The sequence below is a fragment of the Achromobacter sp. FW305-C-30-7 genome (assembly GCF_058783105.1).
This window is the reverse complement of the sequence record NZ_JBYSYI010000013.1, coordinates 55,754-80,860: the sequence shown is the minus strand read 5'-3', so window position 1 is coordinate 80,860 and position 25,107 is coordinate 55,754. Positions and strand designations below refer to the sequence as shown.

Annotated in this window: 22 protein-coding genes and 1 tRNA gene; 12 read left to right on the top strand and 11 right to left on the bottom strand. The window is 65.3% G+C overall.

The window, feature by feature from the left end; all coding sequences use genetic code 11:
- Window positions 1-50: 50 nt before the first annotated feature.
- From AC3WOB_RS29055 to AC3WOB_RS29045, 3 genes are all read right to left on the bottom strand, one after another.
- A complete protein-coding gene (locus AC3WOB_RS29055; protein WP_492276934.1) occupies window positions 51-1,256 on the bottom strand; it encodes a porin in 1,206 nt (401 codons plus the stop codon).
- A gap of 134 nt (window positions 1,257-1,390) precedes the next feature.
- Window positions 1,391-2,896 (bottom strand): sodium:solute symporter family protein, encoded by a 1,506-nt coding sequence (locus tag AC3WOB_RS29050; protein WP_492276933.1) that lies wholly within the window; start codon window positions 2,894-2,896, stop codon window positions 1,391-1,393.
- On the bottom strand, window positions 2,893-3,174 hold the full coding sequence (locus AC3WOB_RS29045; RefSeq protein WP_492276932.1) for a DUF3311 domain-containing protein: 282 nt from the start codon (window positions 3,172-3,174) through the stop codon (window positions 2,893-2,895). The genes AC3WOB_RS29050 and AC3WOB_RS29045 overlap by 4 nt, the downstream gene beginning before the upstream one ends.
- A 250-nt stretch (window positions 3,175-3,424) precedes the next feature.
- Between AC3WOB_RS29045 and AC3WOB_RS29040 the strand changes: the two genes are divergently transcribed.
- From AC3WOB_RS29040 to AC3WOB_RS29010, 7 genes are all read left to right on the top strand, one after another.
- Window positions 3,425-3,946, top strand: coding sequence for a helix-turn-helix domain-containing protein (locus AC3WOB_RS29040; protein ID WP_492276931.1), 522 nt, complete (start codon window positions 3,425-3,427; stop codon window positions 3,944-3,946).
- A gap of 81 nt (window positions 3,947-4,027) precedes the next feature.
- Complete coding sequence (locus tag AC3WOB_RS29035) at window positions 4,028-4,525, top strand: VOC family protein (protein WP_492276930.1); 498 nt, start codon at window positions 4,028-4,030, stop codon at window positions 4,523-4,525.
- A 42-nt stretch (window positions 4,526-4,567) separates the two neighbouring features.
- Entirely contained in the window at window positions 4,568-4,987 is a 420-nt protein-coding gene (locus AC3WOB_RS29030; protein ID WP_492276929.1) for a RidA family protein, read from the top strand.
- Window positions 4,984-5,916: a dihydrodipicolinate synthase family protein gene (locus AC3WOB_RS29025; RefSeq protein ID WP_492276928.1), complete on the top strand. Its 933-nt coding sequence runs from the start codon at window positions 4,984-4,986 to the stop codon at window positions 5,914-5,916. The genes AC3WOB_RS29030 and AC3WOB_RS29025 overlap by 4 nt, the downstream gene beginning before the upstream one ends.
- Before the next feature lie 2 nt (window positions 5,917-5,918).
- On the top strand, window positions 5,919-7,124 hold the full coding sequence (locus AC3WOB_RS29020; RefSeq protein WP_492276927.1) for an NAD(P)/FAD-dependent oxidoreductase: 1,206 nt from the start codon (window positions 5,919-5,921) through the stop codon (window positions 7,122-7,124).
- Window positions 7,117-7,410, top strand: coding sequence for a (2Fe-2S)-binding protein (locus AC3WOB_RS29015; RefSeq protein WP_492276926.1), 294 nt, complete (start codon window positions 7,117-7,119; stop codon window positions 7,408-7,410). The genes AC3WOB_RS29020 and AC3WOB_RS29015 overlap by 8 nt, the downstream gene beginning before the upstream one ends.
- A complete protein-coding gene (locus AC3WOB_RS29010) occupies window positions 7,400-8,896 on the top strand; it encodes an FAD-dependent oxidoreductase (RefSeq protein WP_492276925.1) in 1,497 nt (498 codons plus the stop codon). Before AC3WOB_RS29015 ends, AC3WOB_RS29010 begins: the two co-directional genes overlap by 11 nt.
- Before the next feature lie 224 nt (window positions 8,897-9,120).
- Here AC3WOB_RS29010 and AC3WOB_RS29005 read toward each other — a convergent pair.
- The 4 genes from AC3WOB_RS29005 to AC3WOB_RS28990 all read right to left on the bottom strand — a co-directional run bounded on the left by AC3WOB_RS29005 (window position 9,121) and on the right by AC3WOB_RS28990 (window position 14,082).
- Window positions 9,121-9,211: transfer RNA gene (locus AC3WOB_RS29005), tRNA-Ser, on the bottom strand.
- Window positions 9,212-9,343: 132 nt separating this feature from the next.
- Complete coding sequence (locus AC3WOB_RS29000) at window positions 9,344-10,897, bottom strand: SpoVR family protein (RefSeq protein ID WP_013391430.1); 1,554 nt, start codon at window positions 10,895-10,897, stop codon at window positions 9,344-9,346.
- Window positions 10,894-12,153, bottom strand: coding sequence for a YeaH/YhbH family protein (locus AC3WOB_RS28995; RefSeq protein WP_013391429.1), 1,260 nt, complete (start codon window positions 12,151-12,153; stop codon window positions 10,894-10,896). Before AC3WOB_RS28995 ends, AC3WOB_RS29000 begins: the two co-directional genes overlap by 4 nt.
- 12 nt (window positions 12,154-12,165) lie before the next feature.
- Window positions 12,166-14,082, bottom strand: a complete 1,917-nt coding sequence (locus AC3WOB_RS28990; protein ID WP_371819061.1) for a PrkA family serine protein kinase — start codon at window positions 14,080-14,082, stop codon at window positions 12,166-12,168.
- Window positions 14,083-14,932: 850 nt separating this feature from the next.
- On the opposite strand from AC3WOB_RS28990, the gene AC3WOB_RS28985 reads away from it, so the two are divergent.
- Window positions 14,933-16,138 carry a DUF3142 domain-containing protein gene (locus tag AC3WOB_RS28985; protein WP_492276924.1) on the top strand — a complete coding sequence of 402 codons (1,206 nt, stop codon included), beginning with the start codon at window positions 14,933-14,935 and terminating at the stop codon, window positions 16,136-16,138.
- The gene (locus tag AC3WOB_RS28980; protein WP_492276923.1) at window positions 16,125-18,593 is read left to right on the top strand and encodes a hypothetical protein; all 2,469 of its coding nucleotides are present in this window, start codon (window positions 16,125-16,127) and stop codon (window positions 18,591-18,593) included. The genes AC3WOB_RS28985 and AC3WOB_RS28980 overlap by 14 nt, the downstream gene beginning before the upstream one ends.
- A 56-nt stretch (window positions 18,594-18,649) precedes the next feature.
- Here AC3WOB_RS28980 and ribD read toward each other — a convergent pair whose 3' ends face one another.
- Entirely contained in the window at window positions 18,650-19,801 is a 1,152-nt protein-coding gene (ribD, locus tag AC3WOB_RS28975) for a bifunctional diaminohydroxyphosphoribosylaminopyrimidine deaminase/5-amino-6-(5-phosphoribosylamino)uracil reductase RibD (RefSeq protein ID WP_492276922.1), read from the bottom strand.
- A 178-nt stretch (window positions 19,802-19,979) separates the two neighbouring features.
- Between ribD and AC3WOB_RS28970 the strand changes: the two genes are divergently transcribed.
- Both AC3WOB_RS28970 and AC3WOB_RS28965 read left to right on the top strand, forming a co-directional pair.
- Window positions 19,980-20,543, top strand: a complete 564-nt coding sequence (locus AC3WOB_RS28970; RefSeq protein ID WP_492276921.1) for a cysteine hydrolase family protein — start codon at window positions 19,980-19,982, stop codon at window positions 20,541-20,543.
- A gap of 18 nt (window positions 20,544-20,561) precedes the next feature.
- Window positions 20,562-21,527, top strand: a complete 966-nt coding sequence (locus AC3WOB_RS28965; RefSeq protein ID WP_492276920.1) for a GlxA family transcriptional regulator — start codon at window positions 20,562-20,564, stop codon at window positions 21,525-21,527.
- Window positions 21,528-21,600: 73 nt separating this feature from the next.
- On the opposite strand, the gene nrdR is transcribed toward AC3WOB_RS28965, so the two are convergent.
- Both nrdR and glyA read right to left on the bottom strand, forming a co-directional pair.
- Window positions 21,601-22,080, bottom strand: a complete 480-nt coding sequence (nrdR, locus tag AC3WOB_RS28960; protein ID WP_013391422.1) for a transcriptional regulator NrdR — start codon at window positions 22,078-22,080, stop codon at window positions 21,601-21,603.
- A 197-nt stretch (window positions 22,081-22,277) separates the two neighbouring features.
- Window positions 22,278-23,528, bottom strand: coding sequence for a serine hydroxymethyltransferase (glyA, locus tag AC3WOB_RS28955; RefSeq protein WP_207470988.1), 1,251 nt, complete (start codon window positions 23,526-23,528; stop codon window positions 22,278-22,280).
- 204 nt (window positions 23,529-23,732) lie between these two features.
- Here glyA and AC3WOB_RS28950 point away from each other — a divergent pair, with 204 nt between their 5' ends.
- Window positions 23,733-24,368 carry a LysE family translocator gene (locus AC3WOB_RS28950; RefSeq protein WP_492276919.1) on the top strand — a complete coding sequence of 212 codons (636 nt, stop codon included), beginning with the start codon at window positions 23,733-23,735 and terminating at the stop codon, window positions 24,366-24,368.
- 63 nt (window positions 24,369-24,431) lie between these two features.
- Here AC3WOB_RS28950 and AC3WOB_RS28945 read toward each other — a convergent pair whose 3' ends face one another.
- Window positions 24,432-25,085, bottom strand: coding sequence for a YbhB/YbcL family Raf kinase inhibitor-like protein (locus AC3WOB_RS28945; protein ID WP_013391419.1), 654 nt, complete (start codon window positions 25,083-25,085; stop codon window positions 24,432-24,434).
- Window positions 25,086-25,107 lie beyond the last annotated feature (22 nt).

Genomic DNA, 25,107 nt, shown 5'->3' with positions numbered 1-25,107 from the left:
CAGGCCGGGCGGCGTCCTGCATATGGGCGGGTCCCCGGGCCGGCCCGCTGTCAGAACCGGTGGCTGAAACCCATCGTCACCAGCGCTTGCCTGTTGGACCCCGAATCGGCGCCCGCCCCCGGGATCTCCGCGATCGCGGACCGTCCGACCACGGCCCCGCCCGCCCCCAGCACGGGCGCGATCCCATCCCCGCCCGCCTTTTGCAGTACGACCGCGCTGTAAAGCTCCGTCCGTTTTGAAAGCGTGTAGCTGGCGCCGAGATTGACCTGATGGAACTTGGGCTTCAGCTTCTGATAGTCCGCGCGGCCAGCGTTATAGATGTAGGCCACGCCGAACGAAAACGCTGGCGTGAACCGATAGGTCGTCATCACCTCATAGCTGTCCATGGTGAAATCGCCGCCGTTGCCCGCGCCGGGAAAGCCGTTCACCACGAAGTACTGGCTGTTCCTGAGCAGCGTGCGCGCGTAGGTAAAGCCGACGGTCGCCGCGCCGAACTGATAGGACGCCCCGACGCCCAGCACCTTCATCGCATCGGCATCCTGCAAGCCCACATATTGGCCCAACGCGCCGACGTAACTGCCGTTGGATTCGTACACCCCGCCCGTGCCGTTGGCGCGGGTCGCGGGGGGATGAATGTCCAGATAGCCCGCGGCCATCGCGAACGGCCCGTTCGCGTACGAGCCGGCCAGCGCCCATGACCGGTTCGCGGCGAAGTCGCCGGTTTGCCCGCCGAAGCTGTACATGCTGTGCAGACGCAGGCCATTCGCGCTGGGACTCACATACTTCACCGCGTTGTTGATCCGGATCGATTGGTTCAGGTTGTTCAGGTCGCCAAAATGCGACCCATAGCCCGTGGCGAAGTTATTGCTGGACGGGAACATGCCGACCGTATCCGACAGCGGATCGTATTGGCGCCCGAGCGTCAAGGCGCCGTAGCGTTCACTGGAGAAGCCGACATAAGCCTGGCGGCCGAACAGCAAGCCGCCCTGGCCGAGCTTGCCGTTCTGCAGGTTGAAGCCGTTTTCCAGCACAAATACGGTGGCAACGCCGTCGCCCAGATCCTCCCGGCCGCGCAGGCCGAAACGGTTGCAGCCCTGCGGGCCGCAGATATCCGCGCGTATGGCGCTGCCATTGCCGCCGCCGCTGACATAGGTAAGGCCGGAGTCGAGCATGCCGTACAGCTCGACGCTGCTCTGGGCCGCAAAAGCCTGCGGGGCGACAACCAACAAGGACAGGCACAAGCCGATCTTCTTCATGGATAGCTCTCAAACAGTAATGGACAGGGGCGCAACGAAGCCGCGTCCGGCCGCATGGCGCACCGGACGAGCAAGACAGGGGATCGATTGGGGGGGAAAGGCAGCCTCCATGCACCCGGAGGCTGCGCGGGGCGCTAGGGAGTCTGGTCGCGCATGGATGCTGAAGGCGGCAGCAGCCTGGGATGCATGCCGACCGCAATCGCGGCGGCCCGGGGAGCGGACGTCAGCAGGCTGACCACGACCACGGCCACGGCGTTGATCGCCATCGCAATGAGGCCAGGCTCCCACTCAGGCGCCACGGCTTCCCAATACTGCGATGCGAACGGCGCAAGCAGCGCCACGAAGCCCGCGACCAGCCCCGCCAGCACGCCAGCCGCGGTGGTGCGCTTCCAGAGAAAGCCGAAAAACACCGGCGGCGCCAGCATCCCTATCGCGGCGTAGGCGTTCAGCAGAATCCGCACCAGCGAGCTGCCCTGATGAATCGACAGAAAAGCCGCGAGCAACGCGAAGCAGATCAACGACAACCGCGACAGGCGCAATGACATGGCCTCGGGCATTTCTTTCCAGAACGGCTGCACGATATTGCGCGTGAAGATGGTGCCCGCCGAGAGAAGCAGCAGCGAGCCGGGCACCAGCGCCAGCAGGAAGCCCGTGCCCGCCACCAGCCCCACCACCCACGCCGGATAGGATGTCGCGACGAATTGCAGCAGCGCGGCGTTCAGATTGTTCCCCGGCGGCTGCGTCCCGGCGAGCAAGGCCGCAAACCCCAGCAGGATGATGAAAAAGTAGGCCAGCGAATACAGCGGCTGCCAGATGGCGTTGCGCCGGATGACGGTTGCGCTATGCGCCGAATAGCACATCTGGAAGAGATGCGGAAAGACCCAGTTGCCCAGCGCAATGTTCAATGCGGACGTCATGAGCCAGACCGAAGTCGTCGGCGATGCCGGATCGATGCCCGGGAATTTGCCGATTCCCGGATAGGCGGCTTCGGCCATGTCGAAAATATCAAGCAGCGACGCAGCTCCGACCGTGCCCGCCACCGTGGCGCTGAGCACGACCACGACCACGATCATCAACACGTCCTTGACGCCCGCGGCAAATGCCGCCGAACGCATGCCGGCTGCGAACACGAACGCGATCATCAGCGCGGCCGCAACCAGGGTTGCCGTCACGGTCGAGACCCGGCCGTCCAGCGTCAGCTGCACCACCAGCCCGAGGCTGATGAGCTGGATCTGCACATAGATGACCAGCGAGGCAATGCCGATCACGCCTGTCAGCACGCCCAGCCAGGGTGCGCCATAGCGCGCGGCGAAGTAATCGGCCTGCGTGACGAAGCCGCCGGCCCGGCCGGCGCGCCAGATCTTGGGCATCAACCAATAGCCCAGCGCGTAGCTCAACGACACCGAGCAGAACGCCAGATAGGCGGGCGCTCCCAGCGCCCATGCGTAGCCCGAGATGCCCAGCACCGCGAAGGTGGTGTAGACCTCTCCCGCGTTCATGAACCAGAAGATCAGCGTCCCCAGGCTGCGGCCGCCGACCGCCCACTCCGCGAGCGTCTTGCCGCGCTTGGCGCGGCGTCCATAGCCCAGCGCGCCGGCGAGCGTCGCCAACAAGATGACGAAAACGATGCTCAGCGTCATGGGTGGCTCCCGTTGTGCGCAGGAGTCGCCGCGAGGAAAGCAGCCTCCTCGTCCTCGACGCCGGCGAGCCGGTCAAGCCTGAACACCACTCCGATCACGATGCTGGCCAATACGATTCCGGCCATCTGCCACGCCATCGGGAACGGCAGGCCCAGCGGCCGGTATGCCATGTCGTTCACCCAGGGAGCGAGCGCCGCTTGCCAGATGAAGGGGAGGATCAGCAGCCATCGATGCAGCTGCCGCCCAGACCGGCGAGCCGGTTGAACCGAATTTTCCATTAGGGACTCACGTAAAGTTGAACTGCACGGTTGCGGATTTATTTGTGCAACCACACTGCACATAAATTCTACGCACATCCCCAACTCAACACGCACTGGTGTTTACCACTACTCTACAAAACTTCTTTTTGTAGGGTGACCACCGAATCTTTGCTGTAAACTAAATGCATACAGAAGGCCAAGAAATGTGCAGCACAAATGCACACCAGGATTCAGCAGATACGGAATAGGCAACATGATTGGTGAACGCTTGAAAGAGCTGAGAACGGCACGCAACCTGTCGCTGCGCGATCTGGCGGCCCAGGCTGGGGTATCCGCTACCCTGCTAAGCCAGGTGGAACGCTCGATCACCGACCCCAGCCTCGAAACCATCCGCCGCCTGGCCGCGGTGTTTGGCGAATCCATCACTTCACTCTTTGCGGAACCCAGCGCGCCTTCGGTCTGGATAAGCCGTCCCGGCAATCGCACCAAATTGACCGCCCCGGCGGGGCAGGTCAGCTATGAACGGCTGACCGCCGGCCAGGGCGATCTGGAAGTACTGCGCGCGGTGCTCGAACCCGGACAGGTTTCCGCGGACGAACCCCGCGGCCACCCATCGAGCGAATCCGTCTACGTCATCCGCGGCGAACTGATCGCACAGATCGCGGGCGTGGACTACCTGGTCGCCAGCGGCGAGAGCATCTCGTTCGACGCCCGGCTTGCGCACCGCTACCGCAACGACTCCGCCACGGCGACCGAAATCCTACTTTCCATCACGCCTCCCAGCCCCTGACCGGGCTCCGACTACGCAGGTTCCATACGCCGCCGCGCCCCGGCGCGGCGGCACTCGTCCCGCCATTCATGGAGCAACGCCGTGCAGAACAATCCCTTGGGAATTTCTCGTATCGATCACGTGTCCTGGACCGTCGAAAAACTCGAGCCGGTGGTCACGTTCTATGAGCGCGTCTTCGGTGCGCGGGTGCTGTACCGGCTTGGCCCGGTCCATGCCACGCAACTACCGAGCGCCATCGATGGCCGCGACTGGACCGAGGCGCATCTGGGCGTCAAGGGAGCCGGGCTCGAACTTGCCATGCTGGCACTGCCCGGTGGCGCCAGGATAGAGATCTTCGCGTACGAAAAGACTCCCGGCCAAACCGGCGGCCCCGTCTCCTGTGACCGGGTAGGCAGCTACCACCTCAGCATCGAGGTGCAGGATCTGGACGCCGCGGCGCAAATACTGCGCGACAACGGATGCACGGTCTTCGAACGCATCGCCTTTGCCGACGGGCCGACGTCAGGTTCGCAGTTTCAGCGCTTTCTGGATCCCTGGAAAAACATCTTCGAGCTTGCAACCCATGCCCGGCCAGCCTGAACAGGCGACAGCCCCACTTGCACACTACTGGAGCATCACATCGTGACACGCACAGCCATCAACCCGGACTCCCTGTACGCGAGCCTGCCATTCGGCTTCTCGCACGCCACTGAACAGCGGGGCACGCGCAGCCTGCACCTGGCCGGCCAGGTCGCATGGGACAAGGACCGCAACCTGATCGGCGCGGGCGACGTTGTCGCGCAAGCCCGGCAGGCGCTGGACAACCTCAAGCAGGTGCTGGCCGCCGCCGGCGCCACACCGGCCGACGTGCTGCGCCTGCGCACCTACGTGGTCAATCACAAGCCCGAAAACCTGGGACCGATATGCGCGGAAATCAGCGCCTTCTATGGCGACGCGGTCCCTGGCGCCAACACCTTCATCGGCGTTCAAGCGTTGGCGCTGCCTGAATTCCTCATCGAAATCGAAGCCGACGCCGCGCTGGACCAAGGAACCTCTGCATGAACCGCAACGACATCAACTGGACCGGGTACATCCCCGCCATCACCACGCCCTTCAAGCGCGATGGCGATCTGGACTGGACAGCCCTGCCGCAACAACTCGAGTGGTATGTACAAGAGCGCATGCATGGCGTGATTCTCGCCGGGACCTCGGGCGAATGGTTCAGCATGAACGAGGCCGAACGCGCGCTGCTGTTCCAGGAATCGAGCCGCGCCATCAACGGCCGCATCACCGTGCTGGGCGGCTGCAATGCCTATACCGCCGCGGAAGCCATCCAGCATGCGCGCGCCGCTCAACGGGCAAGACTGGACGGCATCATCCTGACCCCGCCTCCCTACATCGTGCCCAGCCGCCGGGAACTCGTGCAGTTCTACCAGGACGTCTCCGACGCGACCGACATCCCCATCTGCATCTACAACTGGCCGCGTGGCTGCGTCGTAGACATGGACGTGGATCTCCTGGACGAACTGGCCGATATCGACCACGTCGTCGCGATCAAGAACTCCACTCCCGACTTCGGCATGTTCCTGAAGGGCGCGTATCAACTGGGCCACAAGGTCCGCTACTTCAACATGCCCACGTCGGCGCTGGGCGCCGACCTGACCGCACTGGGCGTGGCCGACGGACTCATGGGCGCCGGCGGCGTGCTCGGCTCGGATCACCCTGACTTCTGGCGCCGCATCGCGGCCGGCGACAAGGCTGCCGCCATCAAGTTGGGCGAACGCGACCGGGTCATCATGGGCGCCTGGTTCAACAAGGATTTCGCCGGCAATTTCGGCAGCGCCCAGGCCATACTCAAAACGGCGCTACGGCTGCGCGACGTACCCGCCGGACATGTCCGCCGCCCCCTGCTGGAACTGACCGAAGCCGAAGTCGGCCTGGTCCGCGCCACGCTGGAAGGGCTGGGCATCACGACGGTACCGCTGGAATAATCGTGACGCCTGTTGCTCAACCGGATGCGGGCGCCACAGTCCGCACCTCCACGCTTGTCATCGGCGGCGGCCTGCTCGGCTGCGCAATCGCCTATTACCTGGCCAAAGCGGGCGTCGACGTGCTGCTGGCGGAAAAAAGCCAGATCAACAGCCAGGCGTCCGGCCGCAACGCCGGCAGCCTGCATTTCCAGCTTGAATACCGCATGATCGAGCATGGCCTGGAGAGCGCGCGCAAGGCCGCCGAAGCCATCCCATTGCACCTGCATGCCCAACACGCCTGGAGCGGCCTCGCCGCCGAACTGCAAGACGATCTTGGCGTGGTGCAGCATGGCGGCCTGATGGTGGCCGAAACCGGCGACCAGGTAGAACGGCTGGAACAGAAGGTTGCGCTCGAGCAGGCGGCCGGCCTGCAGATCGAACTGCTCGATCGCGACGCGCTGCGGGCGCGCGCGCCCTACCTGAGCCCATCCATCCTGGCGGCGGCCTACTGCCCCGGAGAGGGCAAGGCCGACCCTAGGCGCAGCGCGTTGGCCTACGCCCGGGCTGCCGCCCGCTTCGGCGCGCGCATCCGCAGCGCAACCGCCGTGCGCTCGCTGCGGCGCAACGGACGGACTTGGCGCGCCGCGCTGGACGGCGGCGTCTCCTGCCTGGCCGACAACGTGGTGCTGGCCGCCGGCGTGTGGTCGGGCCGGATCGCGCAAATGGCGGGCGTGACGCTACCGGTCAGCGCCGTCGGCCTGACCATGGCCGCCACCGCGCGAACCCAGCCGTTCATCAAGCACCTGATCCAGCATGCGGGGCGGCGCCTCTCCATGAAGCAGACGCCCGAAGGCAATGTACTCATCGGCGGCGGCTGGCCCGCCACGCTGCCTCAGACCGACGGCATACTCGACCTCGACCGCCAGCCGGAACTGTTGCTGTCCTCGCTGGCGGGTAACCTGAACGCCGCCACGACCGTCATCCCCGCGGCCGGGGAGCTGCCGGTGCTACGTATCTGGACTGGCGCCACCGCGTTGGTTGCCGACCAATTGCCGCTCATCGGCGCGCTTCCCAAGGCCGCGGGGCTGTTCATCGCCACCGGCGGGTCGGCTTTCACGCTGGGGCCAACCTACGCCCAGGTTCTGGCCGACGACATACTCGGCCGGGCCAAGACATTCGACACCTCTCCCTACGACCCCAAACGCTTCGGGAGCCTGACCTTTGCCTGACGCCATACGACTGCAGGACCGGGTTGTCAGACCCGCCCGCATCCGCATCTACATCAACGGCCGCGAGACCTTGGCCTATCCCGGAGAGACCGTCGCCACCGCCCTGCTGGCGGCCGGCGTCGGCGTCTTCCGACGCAGCCATGGCCACGCGCCGCATGCGCCCGTCTGCAATATGGGCGTCTGCTTCGAATGCCTGGCCACCATCGACGGCTGCCAGTCGACACGCAGCTGCATGACCTTGGTAAGGGAAGACATGCGCATCGAGGTTCCTTCGAATGACGAATAGTGCCAACCAGAACACGCCCGATCCGGCGGATACGCGCTTTGATCTCATCATCGTGGGCGCCGGCCCCGCCGGGCTGTCGGCGGCCTTGACCGCCACCGGCCATGGACTGCGCGTCGTCGTGATCGACGAACAGCACGACGTCGGCGGCCAGATTTTCAGGCAAGCTCCCAGCACCTTCCAGAGCGAACCCAGCAGCGCCTTCAAAAGCTATCCCTTCGGGCGGCAACTGCTTGCACAGGCCCGGCAATCGACGCAGATCCAATGGCGCTTCGGCAGCACCGCCTGGGGCGTCTTCCGCACGCCGGACCACCCCGGCGTCAGAGTCGCGATCAACCGGGGCAATCAAGCCGCGCTGATCGACGGCGCCGCACTTTTGATCGCCACTGGCGCCTACGACTTGCCCGTCGCCTTCCCCGGCTGGACCCTGCCTGGCGTCATGTCCGCCGGCGGCGTGCAGACCTTGATGAAGAGCCAGTTCCTGCGCCCCGGAAAGCGCTTCGTCCTGGCCGGCTCCCATCCCTTGCTGCTGCTGGTCGCCGACCTGCTGGTCGAGTCCGGCGCGCAGGTCGCCGAAGTCGCCATCGCGCGGCCGAAGCCAGCGCTGGCCGAGCTGCTGTCCTCCTGGCGGGCGCTGCCTGGACACCTCAATCTCTTCCGACAGGCGGCCGGCGCGCTGCGCAACTTGCGGCGGCACCGGGTGCCGATACGCTTCAGCACGCTGCTGACAAGCGCCGCGGGCGATCAGGCAGTGGAGCAGGTGGTGCTGAGCGACGCCACGCCGGCATGGGAGCCCATCGCGGGCACCGAACGCACGCTCCAGGCTGACGCCCTGGTCACTGGCTACGGCCTGCTGGCCTCCACCGAACTGGCCCGCCAGGCCGGCTGCGCAAGCGTATGGCGGCCGGCACAAGGCGGCTGGATCGTGTCGCACGACGAGCGCATGCGCACCAGCCAGCCGAGGATTTTCGTGGCGGGGGAACCCGCCGGCATCGGCGGCGCCGAACTGGCGGCCATCGAAGGGCGCATCGCCGCCTTGCAGGCCGTGCAGGACCTGCGCGGCGGCACGCCCGATCAGAGCATCCAGGAATCGCTGCACCGGGAAGACGACGCGCATCGCAAGACAAGCCGCTTCAGCGACACCGTGCTTCAGTTCTTCGAACCCAGGATGGACGCCCTGGCAAGACTCGCCACGCCGGAAACCACCATCTGCCGCTGCGAGGAAGTCACGGCCGGCGCCGTGCAATCATTCCTGGCCGACAACCCGCACGTCAGCGACGTCAACAGCGTCAAACTGGCCTGCCGCACGGGGATGGGATACTGCCAGGGACGCTATTGCCAACACACCGTCGCCCATATATTGGCCGCGACGCGCGACGTGGAAGTCGGCACGCTGGGCGCCTTCACCGCGCGCGCACCGGTGAAGCCGGTGCCGGTCGCGGCGCTGGCCAGCCTGCAGGAGCCAGCACGATGTGGAAGCCGCCCTTGAAGAGAGAGCCGTCTAAAGCTGCTTGAAGCGACTGGACGCCCTCCAAGGCACCTCGACGGTTGACGCCTCCACCGCGTTGGCCTGCTCAACGATGCGCCCCGGACGCCCAGGACTTCCCTGGATGAAAACGTCCAACAAATAGGCATGAAAAAAGCCCCACCGTGCATCACGTGTGGGGCTTTGCCATTCATCGCTTCGTTCCGAGCGACGATGCATGAGATTCTTGGCGGACAGAGGGGGATTCGAACCCCCGATACGCTTTTGACGTATACACGCTTTCCAGGCGTGCGCCTTCAACCGCTCGGCCACCTGTCCTATTTGCGATTTTTGCCACGGGCAAGCCGCTGCAGAAAATGCGAATCCGCGATTCTAGCAGATTTTGCGCACCGCCCACAAGCAGGCAAAGAAAAGGGGACGACATATGCGTCCCCTCTGCCTGCGTGGACACTAGGCCGATGCCGGCGGGTCCTGTTCCCGGTAGGAGCTGACCGTGCCGTCCGGCTCGGTCTCTTCCAGACGCACCTTGAAGCCCCACAGCCGGGCCAGATGCTTCATCACCTGCTCGGCGTCGTCGCCGGCCAGCGGGCGGCCCCGGCTCTTCAGGTGGCGCAGCACCAGCGAGCGGTCGGAGTCGCGGTTGAAGCGGACCACCTGGATGTCCGGCACCTGGTTGTCGCGGTTGTGCTGCGCGGCCAGCAGGCGACGGATGTCGCGGTAGCCTTCGTCGTCATGGATGGCGGCGACTTCGAGCTTGGGGTTGGCCTGATGGTCGGAGATCGCGAAGAAGCGGAACTCGCGGATCAGGCGGGGCGACAGGTACTGCGAGATGAAGGACTCGTCCTTGAAGTTGCGCATGGCGAAGTCCAGCGTCTTCAGCCAGTCGCCGCCGGCGATGTCGGGGAACCAGCGCCGGTCCTCGGGCGTGGGCGCTTCGCAGATGCGGCGGATGTCGGACATCATGGCGAAGCCCAGCGCATAGGGGTTGATGCCGCCGTAGCCGCGCTCATCGAAGCCGCGCTGGCTGACGACGTTGGTGTGGCTTTGCAGGAACTCCATCATGAAGCCGTCATTCACCAGCCCCTTTTCGTGCAGCCGGTTCAGGATGGTGTAGTGCCAGAACGTGGCCCAGCCTTCGTTCATGACCTTGGTCTGGGTCTGCGGATAGAAGTACTGCGCGATCTTGCGAACGATGCGCACCAGCTCTTTCTGCCAAGGCGCGAGCTTGGGCGAGTATTTCTCGATGAAGTACAGCAGGTTTTCTTCGGGCTCCGGCGGAAAAACCGAGGCTTCGACGTGGGCGTCCTTGTCGGCTTCAAGGCGCGGCAGGGTCCGCCACAGATCGTTGTATTGCAGGCGCGCGTGCTCCTGGCGTTCGGCCTGGCGCGCGGCCTCTTCCTTGTAGGAGATCGGCGTCGGGCGCTTGTAGCGGTCCACGCCATGGTGCGAGAGCGCATGGCAGGAGTCGAGCAGGGCTTCCACCGCGTCGATGCCATAACGGTCTTCGCAGGACATCACGTACTTGCGAGCGAAGACCAGATAATCCAAAACCCCGTCCGCGTCGGTCCATTGGCGGAACAGGTAATTGCCCTTGAAGAACGAGTTGTGGCCGTAGCAGGCGTGCGCAATCACCAGCGCCTGCATCGTCATGGAGTTTTCTTCCATGAGATAGGAGATGCAAGGGTTGGAGTTGATGACGATCTCGTACGCCAGCCCCTGCATGCCGCGGCGATAGAACTGCTCGTTGCGGATGAATTCCTTGCCGTACGACCAGTGCGGATAGCCAATGGGCAGCCCGGCCGAGGCGTAGGCGTCCAGCATCTGCTCCGAGGTGATGACCTCGATCTGGTTCGGGTAGGTGTCCAGCCCGTATTCGGCGGCGATCTTGGAGATGGCGTCGTCATAGGACTGGATCAGTTCGAAGGTCCATTCGGAACCCTGGGAGATCGGCCGGGCGCTGCCGGCGGCCTCCGGTTCCACGAGCGCTCCCACGATGGCATTCATGCGGTTTCCTTTTTGAACAGGTCATGGAACACGGGGAAGATCTCGCCGCGTTCGCAGATGCGCCGCATGACGAAATGCGGCTCCAGTTTCTGTTCATATTCCGCCCACAGGCTGCTCTTGCGCGCCTCCTGCGAGTCGGGCACTTCGATGTAGGCGAAGTAACGCGTGGCCGGCAACAGGTGCTCGGCCAGGAAGCGCGCGCTCTTGCCCGCGTCGGCGCCGAACGAATCGCCGTCGCTGGCCTGCGCCGCGTACACGTTCCACGCGGTCGGCGGATAGCGCTTCTCCAGGATCTCGCGCATCAATTCCAGCGCCGACAGCACGATGGTGCCGCCGCTCTTGGGATCGTAGAAGAAGGTTTGCTCGTCGACTTCCTCGGCGTTGTCGGTGTGGCGGATGAAGACCAGATCCACGTGCTCGTACTTGCGCGACAGGAACAGGTAGAGCAGCGAGAAGAAGCGCTTGGCCAGATCCTTCTTGTTTTCGTCCATGGAGCCCGACACGTCCATCAGGCAGAACATGACGGCGCGCGCCATCGGGATGGCCACCGACACGCGGTTGCGATAGCGCAGGTCCAGGTCGTCCAGGAAAGGCACGCGGGCGAGGCGCTCGCGGCAATCCTCGACATCCTGCTCCAGCGCCTTGATGTCGTCGGCAGAGGCGCCGGCCTCGCGGGCCTTGGCCAGGCGCTCCTCGGCATCCTCGAGATCCGCGCGCGCCTTCACGCTGAGCGCGACGCGGCGCGCCAGCGACGATTTGAGCGTGCGGCTGATGCTCAGCATGCTGGGCGAGCCGGTGGTCGTGTAGCCGGCACGCTGCCACTTCTTCTGGCTGACCTCGCCCAACTGGGTGCGCGCCATGTGCGGCAGTTCCAGATCTTCGAAGAACAGGTTCAGGAACTCGGCCCGCGACAGGCTGAAGGTGAACTGGTCGACCGATTCGCCTTCGCCCGGCTCGGACCCGCCTTCTCCCTGCCCGCCTTGCGGCCGGTCGAAGGTGTCGCCCTTGGCAAACTCGCGGTTGCCGGGGTGCACCATCTCGCGGTCGCCGCCCTGGCCGTGATGAAAGGTCGGCTCGGAAATGTCGCGGGCAGGCAGGTTGATCTCGCCGCCCTGGTCCATGTCCTGGATGGAGCGGTCACGGATCATCCCGTGTACCGCCTTGCGGATCTGGTCCTTGTAACGCCGGAGAAAACGCTCCCGGTTGACGGCGCTTTTGTTGCGCCCGTTAAGACGGCGATCGATAAGTGAATTCATGATTCACCTCGCTCAGGAAGACTTCCTCACACGGAGATACCACTCGCACAGCAGCCTGACCTGCTTTTCCGTGTAGCCCTTTTCAACCATGCGATCAACGAAGCTTTGGTGCTTGGACTTGTCCTCGGCCGAGGCCTTGGCGTTGAACGAGATCACCGGCAGCAGGTCTTCGGTGTTCGAGAACATCTTCTTCTCGATCACTTCGCGCAGCTTTTCATAGCTGGTCCAGGTCGGGTTGCGGCCATTGTTGTTGGCGCGCGCCCGCAGCACGAAGTTGACGATCTCGTTGCGGAAGTCCTTCGGATTGGCAATGCCGGCCGGCTTCTCGATTTTTTCCAGTTCATCGTTGAGCGCGCTGCGGTCGAAGCTTTCGCCGGTTTCCGGGTCGCGGAATTCCTCGTCCTGGATCCAGCAATCGGCAAAGGTCACGTAGCGGTCGAAGATGTTCTGGCCGTATTCCGAGTACGACTCCAGGTAGGCGGTCTGGATTTCCTTGCCGATGAATTCGGCATAGCGCGGCGCCAGGAAGCCCTTGATGAATTCAAGATAGCGCCGGCGGATTTCCTCGGGATAGTCCTCGCGGCCGATGCGCTGCTCGAGCACGTACATCAGGTGCACCGGGTTGGCGGCCACTTCGGTCTGGTCGTAGTTGAAGACGCTGGACAGGATCTTGTACGCGAAACGCGTCGACACCCCAGTCATGCCTTCGTCCGTGCCGGCATAGTCCTTGTATTCCTGCAAGGCCTTGGCCTTGGGATCCACGTCCTTCAGGCTTTCGCCGTCGTAGACGCGCAGCTTCGAATAGATGCTGGAGTTCTCGGGTTCCTTCAGGCGCGTCAGGACCGAGAACTGCGCCATCATGTCGAGCGTTCCCGGCGCGCACGGCGCCGTGGACAGCGAACTGTGGTGCAGCAGCTTTTCATAGATGCGGACTTCTTCCGACACCTGCAGGCAGTAAGGCACCTTGACGATATAGATACGGTCGAGGAACGCCTCGTTGTGCTTGTTGTTGCGGAAGGTCTGCCATTCCGATTCGTTCGAGTGGGCCAGGATGGCGCCATTGAACGGGATCGCGGAAAAGCCCTCGGTGCCCTTGAAGTTGCCTTCCTGGGTCGCCGTCAGCAAGGGGTGCAGCATCTTGATCGGGGCCTTGAACATCTCCACGAATTCCAGCAGCCCCTGATTGGCCAGGCACAAGCCGCCGGAGTAGCTGTAGGCGTCCGGGTCGTCCTGCGAGTGGCGGTCGAGCATGCGGATGTCGACCTTGCCCACCAGCGAGGAGATGTCCTGGTTGTTCTCGTCGCCCGGTTCGGTCTTGGCGATGGCGATCTGGCGCAGCACCGAGGGGTTCAGGCGCACGACGCGGAACTTCGAGATGTCGCCGTCGAATTCCTTCAGGCGCTTCACGGCCCACGGCGACATGATGCCGCTCAGGTAGCGCCGCGGAATGCCATATTCCTTTTCGAGCGTGTCGCCGAAGCGTTCCGGATGGAACAGCCCGAGCGGCGATTCGTTCACCGGCGAACCCTTCAACGCGTAGATGGGATAGGCCTCCATCAGCGACTTGAGGCGTTCCGCGATGGACGACTTGCCGCCGCCCACGGGACCCAGCAGATAGAGGATTTGCTTGCGCTCTTCCAGTCCCTGCGCGGCGTGTTTGAAGAACGCGACGATCTGTCCGATCACGTCCTCCATGCCGTAGAACTCCTGGAACGCCGGATAGCGTCGGATGGTCCGGTTGGAAAACAAACGGGAAAGACGTGGGTCGTTGCGCGTGTCCACGATTTCGGGTTCGCCTATCGCCGCCAGCATGCGCTCTGCGGGGCTGGCGTACGCCATGGGATCGCTTTTGGCGAGGTTGAGGTACTCCTCGAGAGAGAGTTCCGATTCCTGCTCTTTTGCATACTGCGACTTGAAGCCTTCGACGATGTTTTGCACGGAAACCTCCTACAACACGCGAAAAATCCAATACGTCCCTACCTGCCCCCATTGTGCCTCAGCGCTCGCGCATTACTAGACAATCTCGCGATAAGCACTGTCGGCCGGATGGTATGTTGCTTTCGCCACACATCAACCAAAGGCATGATCAGGCCCTTTCCAATTAGGCTGCACTCTTCGGATACAAGTTCCGTCAGGGAATGCAACTTAAGTGAATAAGTTCACTCGTCCGGTTTCAGCATATCGCTGTATGCGCGCGTGCATGATGCAGTCGCACGTGAAATGCTCAGCAATGATTTGAAGGGAAGAGCGATGTCCCAGGGATTTTTATGATGCGGGTAAAAACCCGATGCGCCCGCTGTGCGATGGCAGCGGACGGTCTGAACGGCGCATGGCGTCTTCGTTCAGCAGCGCGCCGGTTCGGTGGTGAAAAACGCCGATAACGCGGCACGAGGATCCGTGGTGACGAGGGCGCGTGGCATTGCACGGTGTAGTCCATCAGTGCGTGGCGCCAAGTCATGTGCCTATGCTAAAGCCAATTGACGTTTTTGTGGCAATTCATTTAGCGCAATGCCAAAAATAGTCACGCCGCACGCGTCCAGATTCGTGCAGCAGACATGCGCAAACTTGATGGCATATCGATAGCACTTGCGCATCGCAATGGCCCGCAGGCCGCGGATTACGGGCGTGTTCGCGATTGGCAGCCGCAAGCACAGAGTGCTAGTACCCCTGCGCGCAGCGATAGAATCACGCATCCGCAATGCGCCGCGCATTCATTGCGCTTCATTCCATCCGCCCATCGTCGCCGCCGCGTCATGCTTTTCCGATCCTGGCCAGCCGCATGAATGCCCTTGCCAAACGCTGTTCCGCAGCGGTTTTCAGCGTCTTGCTGCTGCTCCTGGCCGCTTGCGGCAAGCAGGCCGATCTGCCCGGCGACGCTTATGTCTGGCAACGGGTATGGACGCCGCCCGTCAGCCAGGCGCTGGCCGACAGCGCAGACATCGTGCGGGCATGGCGCGTGCTGATGGGGGAGATGAACCCGGACGGACGATGGTTCACTGCTGCGCCGGATCTGGCCGCGTTGGCCGCGGCCAAGCGTCCCGTCATCATGGTTCTGCGCCTGGACGGCCGCGCCGATGCGCTGCCGTCCGCGGAGGTGCTGGCGCGGATTGCGGCCGCGCGCAGCGCATGGAGAGACGCGGGCGTCGCCTTGGCCGGCATCGAAATCGACTACGACTGTCCCACCTCCAAACTACCCGCCTACGCGGCATTCCTTGCGGCCTTGAAGCCAGGGCTGGGTCCGGATCTGCCATTGTCGATAACCGCGCTGCCAACATGGCTGAACGGCTCCGGACTCGATGCGCTGCTCCGGATTCCCGATGAAGCCGTGTTGCAAGTCCATGCCGTGCTGAGCCCGGAACAGGGTTTGTTCAACGCCAAGCGCGCAAGCGCCTGGCTGACGGCTTTCGCTGACCGAACCCAGCGGCCGTGGCGTGTGGCGTTGGCGACTTACGGCAGTCGCGTGAGCTGGAACGACGACGGCAGCATCGCCGCGGTCGAAAGCGAGCGTTCCGCGCTGCTGCCGGGCGGACGCGCCAGCGAACTGGTAGCCACGCCCGCGTCGATGGCGGCTTTCGTCGACGAGATCCACCGCTCCCGTCCGCGCGGACTGGCGGGCATCGTCTGGTTCCGCCTGCCCACCGCGCGCGACGAACGCGCCTGGAGCCTGGCCACCTGGCGCGCCGTGCTGACGCGCCAGCCCCTGTTGCCGGCGCTGTCCGTCACGGCGCGCGCGACGGGCGGCAACGGCGCACAGGACCTGATACTGTCCAACGGCGGCAACGCCGACGCGGCCCTGCCCTTCGCGATCCGCTGGGACGGCGCCTGCCGCGCGGCCGACGGCATCAACGGCTATACCCTCGAACATGATTCCGGCGGCGCGTTCCTGCGCCGCTCCCAAGACGGCCTGCTGCACGCCGGCGGCCAACGCAATATAGGCTGGATACGCTGTGAAAATGGGCCTTCGAGCTTCCATGTACAACCGTAAATCGCTGGCGGCGCTGCTGCTGTTGACAGGCGCCGGCATCGTCATCGCCTGCGGACCGGAGTTCCCCGCCCAATTGCTGGACGACCGCGCGGCCACGCTGCGCGCCACGCCGGCCAACTCTTTCGGCTACGAAGCTGCCCGCCTTGTCGGCGCCAGCGATGCGCTGCAGGCCCAGGAAGCCTACGAATTGCCGGACGGCAGCTATCAGCAGAACGCCTTGCCGGAAGACCGTGATCCCGCGCTCACGCCGGCACAACGGGTCACGACGCGCGCGATGCGGGCGCAGCCCGACGGCGAGCAGGCCTATGCCCTGGGCGCCAGTTTGCCGGAAGCCGTGCGGCTTTACACCGCGGCCGCGGTCGACACGCATGCCGCCCGCGGGGCGGATACCGACCGCCTGCTGGAGCAGGCGCGCGCACGCTATCGCGCCATCCTCCAGTTGCCGCCGCAACAGGCGGCGGCGCGCAGCGTATGGGCCGCCTACATGCTGGCTGAAATCGGGGACGAGGCAGAACTGGCGGCCAGCGACGCGGACGCGCAGCGACAGGCCGCAGCGCAGGCCTATGCCCGCGTGCGGCAACTGGCGCGCGACGGCGCGCCGGATCCATTGGGTCTGGCGGTGGCCAGCTACGGCCAGGAGGCCCGCTTGTTCCTGGCCGGACCGCAGGGGCAATGCAGCTATATGGAACTGGTCAACGCCGAGCCCTGCATGGACGCCATCCCCGCCGCCTCGCTCAAGCATGCGCTGCGCCGGTATGCCGAACAGGCCGCGCGCGAGTCCGCCAGCGGCAATGCCTCGCTGCGCATGCTGGCGCAATGGGCGCTGGAAGATCCGGCGCGCACGCGCAAGCTGATCAACGATCCGGTCGCACAACGGCTGCTGGTGGCTTACGCGCTGGCCCGGGTCGGCGACATCGTGGACGGCAGGCCCGACAGCGCCACCGACCCCTACGCCGCGTACGACACGACCGGCCAGGCCGGGTTTGCCGACGCCGCGCAGGGACATGAGGTCACGCCGAATCCAGCGCTGCAATCGCTGGTTGCCGCGCTGGAAACCCAGGACCTGAAGCAGGTGCCGGACGCCGACCGCGTGGCGGCGCTGGCCTACCGCATCGGCCGCTACGACCTGGCGCAAACGCTGGCCGCGCGGCTGGACACGGCCCTGGCGTGGTGGGTGCGCGCGAAACTGGCGCTGCGGCAAGGCGACACGCAAGCGGCGGCCCAGGCCTATGCGCAGGCGGCCAGCGCCTTTCCACGCGCCGACGGCAGCGTGGAAGCGCCGGGCGCGGCGCGCCTGCTGGGGGAACAAGGCGTGCTGACGCTGTCGCGAGGCCAGTACGTCGAGGCGCTGGACCAGCTGCTGCACGCCACCGTGCCGGACGGGCCGGGAGGCTTCTGGCAGTCCACACCGTATTGGAACGACGCAGCCTACGTCGCCGAACGCGTGCTGACAACCGCTGAACTCAAGGCTTATGTGGACCGGCACGCTCCCGCCGCAGCCGCGGCCGTCGGATCGGCGCCGCCAGATCCCCAGCATTTCTACAAATGGCTAGAGGAGCATCCCATCACCGCATCCGACCGCCTGCGCCTCCTGCTGGCGCGGCGCCTGGTGCGCGAGGGTTCGATCGCGCAGGCGCTGCCCTATTTCCCCGCCGATTCGGACGCCCGCTACGTCACGCTGGACTATATCGACGGCAAATTGGAGCTGCGGCAGCAACGAAGCCGGCAGCTCGCCGCCGAGTACGGCGCCGCGTTGCGCAAGGCCGGCAGCGCGTGGGGCCGCACGACGCGAGCCGAAGCCTGGTTCGAAGCCTCCCGGCTGGCGCGGCGTGACGGCATGGAGATCATGGGCTACGAGCAGGAGCCGGATTTCGCGACCTATGGCGGCAACACGACTTATGGCGCGGGGCGCAGCGCGGTCCCCGGCTCGACGACCGCTGACGACACCAATCGGCCCGACACGCCAGCGCTGCGCGCCGCGGCCGCGCTGCCGGGTCCATTCATCACCGAAGAGGAACGCCGGCGCTACGCCGCAAGCGAAGCGCAGCCGTATGCCCGCTTCCATTACCGCCAGATCGCGGCCAATCATGCGTTGCGCGCGGCCGACGAGCTGCCGCGCCGCTCGCAAGCCTACGCCGCCGTGCTATGCCAGGGCGCCCGATACATCATCGACGACTCGCCCGAACAGGCCTCCGCGATCTACCGGCGCTATATAGAACAGGGCGCGCAGGTGCCGTTCAGCGGCTCTTTCGGCCGCGAATGCGCCGCGCCGGACTTCCAGGCGGCGGCCTGGTTCCACTACACGCAGGCCCAGAAGTCCTGGGACCGCCTGCGCCGCAACCATCCGGGCCTGCTGCTTGCGGCGGCATTGATGGCGCTGATTGGCGCTGGCGCCGCGGTCCTGGCCTGGCGCTATACGGCGGCGCGTACCGGCCGGACCGAGGGGCGGGGCTGACGCGGGCGCAATGCCAGGATCTGTTCACACTAACTTATGGAAGGCCGGCGCCGGCCCTAGGACAACTCCGGCAGCGCCACCCGCTGCGTCAGCTGGCTCCAGGTTTCCGCCACCCGGGCGCGCACGCGCAGGTCCGCGCCCACCGGCGCGGTCTCGATGAACTCGTAACGCCGGGCACCGTCCAGGTGCTCCAACATGGGCAGGCGCACCATCCCGGCCGCGTCGCCCAGCAGCACGGGCGCCAAATACAGCAGCAGCTCGTCCACGCAGCCCGCGGCCACCAGTGCGCCGCTCAGACCCGCGCCGGCTTCCACGTGAATCTCATTGAACTGTTCCTGGGCCAGCCAGCGCATCATCGCCGGCAGATCGACCCGGCCGGGCGCCTCGCCCGGCAGCAGTACCACGCGGGCGTTCTTGGCCTGCAGGCGCGCGGCCTTGGCGGCATCTTCGCGGGCGGTGAAGAGGATGACCTCGGCGCCGTCGAACAGCCGCGCGTCTTCCGGGATCTCGAAACGACCGTCCACCACGGCCTTGCGCGGCTGGCGCGGCGTGTCCACGCCCCTGACGTTGAGCTGCGGATCGTCTTTCAACACGGTGCCCATGCCGGTCAGGACCACGCAGGCACGGGCGCGCCAGCGGTGCCCGTCGGCACGGGCGTCGGGTCCGGTGATCCATTGCGACACGCCGTTATGCAACGCGCTGCGTCCGTCCAGCGATGCCGCCATCTTCAGCCACACCCACGGCAGGCCGCGGCTCATGCGCGAGATGAAACCCGCGTTGATGGCCAGCGCCTCTGCGCGGCAAACGCCGGTGGTCACCGCGATGCCCGCTGCGCGCAGGCGTGCCAGCCCCTGCCCGTTGACCAATGGATTGGGATCGCCGATGGCCACCACCACCCGCGCCGGCCGGGCCGCGAGCACGGCGTCCACGCAGGGCGGCGTGCGGCCGAAATGGCTGCAAGGCTCCAAGGTGACGTAGAGCGTGGCGCCCGCCACGGACTCGCCGCGCGCCTGGACGTCGCGCAAGGCGCAGACTTCGGCGTGCGGGCCGCCCGGCGGTTGCGTCGCGCCTTCGCCCAGCACGCGCCCGTCACGCACGATCACGCAGCCGACCCGGGGGTTGGGCGCGGTGGTGTACATGACGGTCTGCGCCAGCGCCAGGGCGCGCCGCATCCAGAAAATGTCGTCGTTGTCGCTGGGATTCATCATGATCAGGATTGTATGTCCGCCACGCGGCGGGCAGACGGTCCGGCGCTGGCTCTCGACGGCGTCGGCTGCGCATGTCCGTTTTGGGCCGACAGCCGTCTTTCGCCGCGCTCGCCCGGGCCTCGGATTGCAGTAAAAATGACCTCACACCGCTACAATTTCCGCTCCAGGAGCCCGGACCATGAAACAAGCACTGATCGTCATCGACGTACAAGACTCTTTCCGGCAACGTCCGTTTTGGGATGAAACCGAGTATCCGGCCTTCGTGGCACAGATCCAGTCCCTGATCGACGCGGCCGAGGCCCAGGACATTCCGGTGCTGCAGGTGTTTCACACCAGCGTGTCGAACGACCCCGCCAATCCCTTCTCGCTGGCCTCCGGGCACGTCAAGACGCTCAAGGAATTGCGCATCGCACCCACCGCCGTGTTCCACAAGACCGTGCATTCCTCGCTCTATGCCAAGGACGCGGACGGCGCCAGCCTGCAAGACTGGCTGGTGAAGCATGGCATCGAAGGCATCATCGTCAGCGGCATCCGCACGGAGCAATGCTGCGAAACCACCTCGCGCCATGCCAGCGACGCCGGCTACAAGGTAGTGTTCCCCACCGACGCCACCCTGACCTTCGCCATGCAGAGCCCGTCCGGCCAGCACTACACGCCGGCCGAGATCCGCGACCGGACCGAACTGGTGCTGCAGGGCCGCTTCGCCCGCATCGCACGCGCCGCCGACGCGCTGGCGGCCTAGCGCTGGCGAGAGGGCCGCATGGTTCCGGTGTATTTCGTGCTGACGCGGGGCATCGTGCTGCTCGACGTGGCAGGCCCGGCGGAGGCCTTCCGCGTGGCCAACAAGCTGATTCCCGGCGCCTTCGAGCAGCATTTCTGCGGCCCGTCGCGAGAGGTCGAAAGCGGCTTGCCCGGCCTGCATCTGGCGCATATCCAGGCGCTGCCGGCCGCGCTGCCGCCCGAAGCGCTGGTCATCATTTCCGGCGTGGTGGGCAAGCCCACGCGCCTTGATGACCCCGACTCGCGCGCCATCATCGAGTGGCTGGCGGTCCGCCATCCCGCCGACGGCTTCACCCTGATGACGGTGTGCGCCGGCGCGCTATTCGCCGCCGCCGCCGGCCTGACGCGGCAACGGGATTGCACCACGCACCACACCTGCCTGGAACAACTGGCCAGCATCGACCCGAGCGCGCGGCTGCATGACAACCGCATCTTCGTCGAGGACGGCAAGCTGGTCAGCAGCGCGGGAATCACGGCCGGCATCGACCTGGCCTTGCACATGGTGTCGCGCCATTGCGGGCCGCGCGTGGCCAGCGAAACAGCACGCGACATGGTCGTCTACCAGCGGCGCGCCGGCACGGATTCCACACTGTCGCCCTGGCTGGATCACCGCAGCCATATGCATCCAGGCGTGCACCGGGTGCAGGATGCGGTCATTCGCGATCCGGCGGCGCCCTGGTCGGCGCAATCGCTGGCGGACCAGGCGCATACCAGCGCCCGCCACCTGACCCGGCTGTTCCGCGAACACGCGGGCTGCACGCCGATGGATTACCTTTATCAGATACGCGTGGCGCTGGCGCGCGACCTGCTGCGCGACACCCGGCTGGACCTGGAGCGCGTGGCCGAGAAATCGGGCTTCGGCTCGGCCCAGCACATGCGCCGCGTGTGGCGCAAATTCCAGCCGCTGACGCCCAGCCTGGCGCGCGCGGCGCCCGCCATGCAATGACGGCGCCGCGGCGCCGTCATTTTCTGCATCCGCGCCGCTCGACGGCCCCGGACGGGTTAGCGTCGAGCCTTCTCTAGTCCTTGCGCAGCTTGCCCGGCAGCAGCGGGCCCTGCATCTCGCGGATGGCCTCGACGAATTCGCCGATGTCCTCGAAGCTTTTGTAGACCGAGGCAAAGCGCACGTAAGCCACCTTGTCGAGCTTGCGCAGTTCGTTCATGACGAGCTCGCCGATGTGTTCGCTAGGCACTTCGCGCAGTCCGCTGGCCAGCAACTGCTCTTCGATGCGGGCAACCGCCGCGTCCACGTCTTCCGTGCTGACGGGGCGCTTGCGCAGCGCCAGGCTCAGGCTGGCGCGCAGCTTGCCAGGGTCGTAGTCGCTGCGGCTGCCATTGCGCTTGACGATGGAAGGCATGGCCAGCTCCACCCGTTCATAGGTGGTGAAGCGCTTGTCACAGGACAGGCAGCGGCGGCGACGGCGTATGGCGTCGCCCTCTTCGGAGACCCGGCTGTCGACGACCTGTGTTTCGGCATTGCCGCAAAATGGACACCGCATGTGTGATCCCTAAAGGCGCTGAGGGCAATAGTTAAGCATATTGTAACGAGGCGCCGGACCGCCAGCGCCAATACGGGCTAATCCGCCCCCGTATTTTTTGCCAGGATGCCGCCCCGAAAGCAAAGGGACGGCGCCTTGCGGGGCCGTCCCTCATGGAGCGTTACGGCCGGGCCGCAGCCCGCCGTAGGGATGCTCGATTACTTCTTGCCGTAGACCGGCAGGCGCGAGGTCAGTTCATTGACCTTGGCACGCACGGCGGCGATGTTGGCTTCGTCGCGCGGATTGTCCAGCACGTCGGCGATCAGGTTGGCGGTCAGCTCGGCTTCGGCTTCGGTGAAGCCGCGCGTGGTCATGGCCGGCGTGCCCAGGCGGATGCCGCTGGTCACGAAAGGCTTTTCCGGATCGTTCGGGATGGCGTTCTTGTTGACCGTGATGTGGGCCTGGCCCAGCACGGCTTCCGCTTCCTTGCCCGTGATGCCCTTGGAACGCAGGTCCACCAGCATGACGTGGCTTTCGGTACGGCCGGAAACGATGCGCAGGCCGCGCTTGACCAGCGTGTCGGCCAGCACCTTGGCGTTCTTGACCACTTGCTGCGCGTAGTCCTTGAAGCCGGGCTCCAGCGCTTCCTTGAAGGCCACGGCCTTGCCGGCGATGACATGCATCAGCGGACCGCCCTGGATGCCGGGGAAGATCGCCGAGTTGATGATCTTCTCGTGTTCGGCCTTCATCATGATGACGCCGCCGCGCGGGCCGCGCAGCGACTTGTGCGTGGTCGAGGTGACGAAGTCGGCGTGCGGGACCGGGTTGGGATAGGCGCCGCCGGCGACCAGGCCGGCGTAGTGGGCGATGTCGACCATGAACAGCGCGCCGTTTTCACGGGCGATGCGGGCCATGCGCTCGAAGTCGATGTGCAGGGCGTAGGCGGAAGCGCCAGCCACGATCAGCTTGGGCTTGTGCTCTTTGGCCAGTTGCTCGACCTGGTCGTAGTTCAGGACTTCGTTTGCGTCCAGGCCGTAGGAGATGAAGTTGTACAGCTTGCCCGAGGCGTTGACCGACGCGCCGTGCGTCAGGTGGCCGCCTTCGGCCAGGCTCATGCCCAGCACGGTGTCGCCCGGCTTCAGGACGGCCATGTACACGCCCTGGTTGGCCTGCGAGCCCGAGTTGGGCTGCACGTTGGCGGCTTCGGCGCCGAAGATCTGCTTCAGGCGGTCGATGGCCAGTTGCTCGACCACGTCCACGTACTCGCAACCGCCGTAGTAGCGCTTGCCCGGATAGCCTTCGGCGTACTTGTTGGTGAGCTGCGTGCCCTGGGCTTCCATGACGGCCGGGCTGGCGTAGTTCTCCGAGGCGATCAGCTCGATGTGCTGTTCCTGGCGGACGTCTTCCTTCTGGATGGCGGCCCAAACGTCCGGGTCAGCCTTGGACAAGGTGAGGTTGCGGTCAAACATGACGGGAGTTCCTGAGGCGGTAAGAGAGGAGAAAACTGCGCCCGGGTGGGTAAACCCGGAGAATGACGGATAGTTTACCGCGTCGGGGAGGATCAATTGCTCCCAAAATACCTGGAACCCGGGCAAAATTGCCTCGATGAGCGTGAAAACCACGCCATCCTTCATCGGCCGAAAACCCGTCTCAACCCGACTTGAGAAACTTTCATGCAAAGCGCCACGCTCATAACCTACTCGCTGGTAGCTGCGGTCAGCGTCGTCAGCCCCGGGCCCGCCACCATGCTGGCGATCCGCAACGGCGCGGCGGGCGGCTTGCGGGCCGTGCTGCCGTCCACCCTGGGCAATGTGACAGGCCTGTTCCTGCTGTCGGCCGCCGCCATGCTGGGGCTAGGCGTGGTACTGCAATCGTCCGCCATGCTGTTCATGCTGCTCAAAGTGGCAGGCGCCGCCTACCTGCTTTACATCGGCCTGCGCCACTTGCTGGGCCGCTCGAACATCGCACCACCTTCCGACCCCGCCGCATTGGCGCCGCGCAGCGCTGGCCGACTCTATTCGGAAGCTGCCCTGGTAGCCACGCTGAACCCCAAGCCCATCCTGTTCTTCACGGCGCTGTTTCCCCAGTTCCTGAACGCCGCCGAACCGCTGCTGCCGCAGTTCTTCATCCTGACGGGCATCTTCACGGCCATGTCGCTGGCGTCTCTGTTGGCCTACGGCACCCTGGCTCACCGCGCCCGGCGCCTGCTGCGCCGGCCCCGCATCGTGGCCTGGATCAACCGCCTGGTCGGCGCCATTTTCATTACCTTCGGATTGGCGTTGTTGCGGCTCAAGCGCACAATGGGCTGAACCTTTTCGGAAATGGAAAAGGCCGCAGTTTGCGAGACTGCGGCCTTTCTGCGGCGTGACGGATCAGGCCGAAGTGGCGCCGATCTGCTTGGGAGCCAGCTTGGGATTGAGCGTATAGGTGCCCGTCAACGACGCCTGCGCCAGCACGTGCTTCTGGATGGCGCGCAGCGCGTCCTCGCCCGTGAAGGAACCCTGCAGGTTCAGCGTGGGCACGTCCAGCGCGTACAGGGTGAACACGTAGCGGTGCACGATCGCGTCGTTCCAGGGCGGGCATGGGCCGTCATAGCCGAAGTAGTCGCCGCTCATGTCGTGGTCGTTGGCAAACCATGACGAGTACGAGTTGATGCCCTGGCGCGCGTCCATCGGCGCCAGCGGGCCGCCCTTGCCGCGCGGCGTGATGCCGCTGGAAAAGGTGCCTTCCTCGATGTCGCGCAGGTCGGCCGGCAGGTCGACCAGCACCCAGTGGAAGAAATCCACGCGCGGCAGGCTGGCCGGCACCTCGCGGCCTTCCTGGTTGACGTCGTCGGGTTCGGAGGGCACATCGGGGTCGTGGCAGATCAGCGCAAACGACTGCGTACCCGCCGGAACGTCGTCCCAGGAAAACTGCGGGTTGAAGTTGTCTGCCAGCGCGACGTGCGATTGCGCATCGATCCGGCCGAAGGCGTAGCGTTCGGGAATCGACTCGTTATCGGAAAAGGACAAACTCGAAAGTTTCATGTCGTGCTCCTAGAAGTGCCGC

Excerpts from the sequence above, each read along its gene's own strand:
- AC3WOB_RS28950 (WP_492276919.1), top strand. The coding sequence starts at position 23,733 with ATGCAAAGCGCCACGCTCATAACCTACTCGCTGGTAGCTGCGGTCAGC.
- AC3WOB_RS28965 (WP_492276920.1), top strand. The coding sequence starts at position 20,562 with ATGGTTCCGGTGTATTTCGTGCTGACGCGGGGCATCGTGCTGCTCGAC.
- AC3WOB_RS28980 (WP_492276923.1), top strand. The coding sequence starts at position 16,125 with ATGTACAACCGTAAATCGCTGGCGGCGCTGCTGCTGTTGACAGGCGCC.
- AC3WOB_RS28970 (WP_492276921.1), top strand. The coding sequence starts at position 19,980 with ATGAAACAAGCACTGATCGTCATCGACGTACAAGACTCTTTCCGGCAA.
- glyA (WP_207470988.1), bottom strand. The coding sequence starts at position 23,528 with ATGTTTGACCGCAACCTCACCTTGTCCAAGGCTGACCCGGACGTTTGG.
- AC3WOB_RS28985 (WP_492276924.1), top strand. The coding sequence starts at position 14,933 with ATGAATGCCCTTGCCAAACGCTGTTCCGCAGCGGTTTTCAGCGTCTTG.
- AC3WOB_RS29000 (WP_013391430.1), bottom strand. The coding sequence starts at position 10,897 with ATGAATGCCATCGTGGGAGCGCTCGTGGAACCGGAGGCCGCCGGCAGC.
- AC3WOB_RS28995 (WP_013391429.1), bottom strand. The coding sequence starts at position 12,153 with ATGAATTCACTTATCGATCGCCGTCTTAACGGGCGCAACAAAAGCGCC.
- nrdR (WP_013391422.1), bottom strand. The coding sequence starts at position 22,080 with ATGCGGTGTCCATTTTGCGGCAATGCCGAAACACAGGTCGTCGACAGC.
- AC3WOB_RS28945 (WP_013391419.1), bottom strand. The coding sequence starts at position 25,085 with ATGAAACTTTCGAGTTTGTCCTTTTCCGATAACGAGTCGATTCCCGAA.
- AC3WOB_RS29050 (WP_492276933.1), bottom strand. The coding sequence starts at position 2,896 with ATGACGCTGAGCATCGTTTTCGTCATCTTGTTGGCGACGCTCGCCGGC.
- AC3WOB_RS29010 (WP_492276925.1), top strand. The coding sequence starts at position 7,400 with ATGACGAATAGTGCCAACCAGAACACGCCCGATCCGGCGGATACGCGC.
- AC3WOB_RS29045 (WP_492276932.1), bottom strand. The coding sequence starts at position 3,174 with ATGGAAAATTCGGTTCAACCGGCTCGCCGGTCTGGGCGGCAGCTGCAT.
- ribD (WP_492276922.1), bottom strand. The coding sequence starts at position 19,801 with ATGATGAATCCCAGCGACAACGACGACATTTTCTGGATGCGGCGCGCC.
- AC3WOB_RS29025 (WP_492276928.1), top strand. The coding sequence starts at position 4,984 with ATGAACCGCAACGACATCAACTGGACCGGGTACATCCCCGCCATCACC.
- AC3WOB_RS29055 (WP_492276934.1), bottom strand. The coding sequence starts at position 1,256 with ATGAAGAAGATCGGCTTGTGCCTGTCCTTGTTGGTTGTCGCCCCGCAG.